At 45.8% G+C, this 1,335-nt stretch carries 1 protein-coding gene; it reads left to right on the plus strand.

The features are described 5' to 3' along the window. Positions 1-218: 218 nt before the first annotated feature. Positions 219-1,226, plus strand: coding sequence for a DUF1176 domain-containing protein (locus L2748_RS23905; protein WP_220783473.1), 1,008 nt, complete (start codon positions 219-221; stop codon positions 1,224-1,226). The last annotated feature ends 109 nt before the right edge of the window (positions 1,227-1,335 follow it).

Below are 1,335 nucleotides of genomic sequence, written 5' to 3' on the forward strand. Positions count from 1 at the left end.
TTCTTAATATGATGGCGTTTGCGCTTATTATGTTTGTGAGGCATTTGTTAATAATTAAAGTGGTAGGCTCTATGTAAGAGAATAACGGATCTTATAATGATTGCCCACCTGTTGATTATTTGAGCGCTGCAACAAAGTCGTTTGCGACAAAACCACTTAAATTCAATGCATAGAATTTATCAGATATTTACAGAAATATTATCTCAAGGAGTAAGATAATGCGCCATATTCGTCTAATTATAATCGCATTGAGTGTAGCGGTTTTTTCTGCCCACGCTTTTGAGGGAACTAGGTTTGAACACAAAGATTGGTATCTGGCTTGTGATAATACCGGCACATGCCGAGCGGCAGGGTACGCGCCTGCAGCTCTTGGCTATGGTATGGCAATTATGTTTAGTCGTGAAGCTGGGCCTGCAACCCAGATCGATGCAAAGCTTTTTTTGCAGCTAAATGACGGGCAGGCGTTGCCGCCAAGTGTGACCTTCTTGATTGACAACCAAGACCTAGGCCCAATCTATATAGATAAAGGGAGTCAGCTGAACGCTATCCAAGTGCAGGCATTATTGGCGGTGGTTACCACTAACGCGGTGATTGAAGTGGGCGCTGGCAGACAACGCTGGGGCATTTCGGGTCACGGCGCCAGTGCAGTGTTTCGCAAAATGGATGAGTATCAAGGGCGCAGTAACACGCCATTTGCTGTGGTCGCTAAAGGTAGTAAATTAGAGAGTCAAGTATCACCCGCTAAAGCACCGCTGCGGTTGGCTGCGCAAGCACCGCTGGCAAACGGTGTTACTCTTGAGGTGGGGTCGGCAGCTTATAATGAAGTGCTACAGTTGCTGACCACTCATGTTGCAGCATCTGAGCTAGATTTTGAACTCCAGAGCGCATCACTTGAAACTGCTGAGCTGGGTGAAGGTAAACGCTTTATTGGTGCTTGCTGGTTTATGGCTTACAACGCGCTTTGCAACCATTGGTTAGCGGATAAAAACAGACCCAATCAGTTGATTGCCTTAGGCAGTGATGGCTTTTATGACGATGGTATGGCGCGCCAAGACCGCAAAGCACGAGGATACGGCGATTGCTGGGAAAATCAAGCTTGGGTGTTTGATGGACAATCTATGGTACCCACTTTGATATCCAGCACGGGCCCTTGCAGAGGCATTGCCGGCGGTATTGATCCTATGCCGACCTACATCACTGATGTAACTTTTTCTTTTAAACAATAATTTTGTGAATGAGGTGACTTTGTAGTGGCATAGTGAATTTGGACACCAAGATGTAAGGGGTATAATCCCCATCTAAACACAAGGTGAACAAATGACCCGTAAATCAAAA

Origin of the sequence: Shewanella sairae, from assembly GCF_023283535.1 — a bacterium.
GTDB lineage: Bacteria > Pseudomonadota > Gammaproteobacteria > Enterobacterales > Shewanellaceae > Shewanella > Shewanella sairae.

Bases quoted from the DNA above. Each gene is read 5' to 3' on its own strand.
- L2748_RS23905 (WP_220783473.1), top strand. From the start codon at position 219: ATGCGCCATATTCGTCTAATTATAATCGCATTGAGTGTAGCGGTTTTT.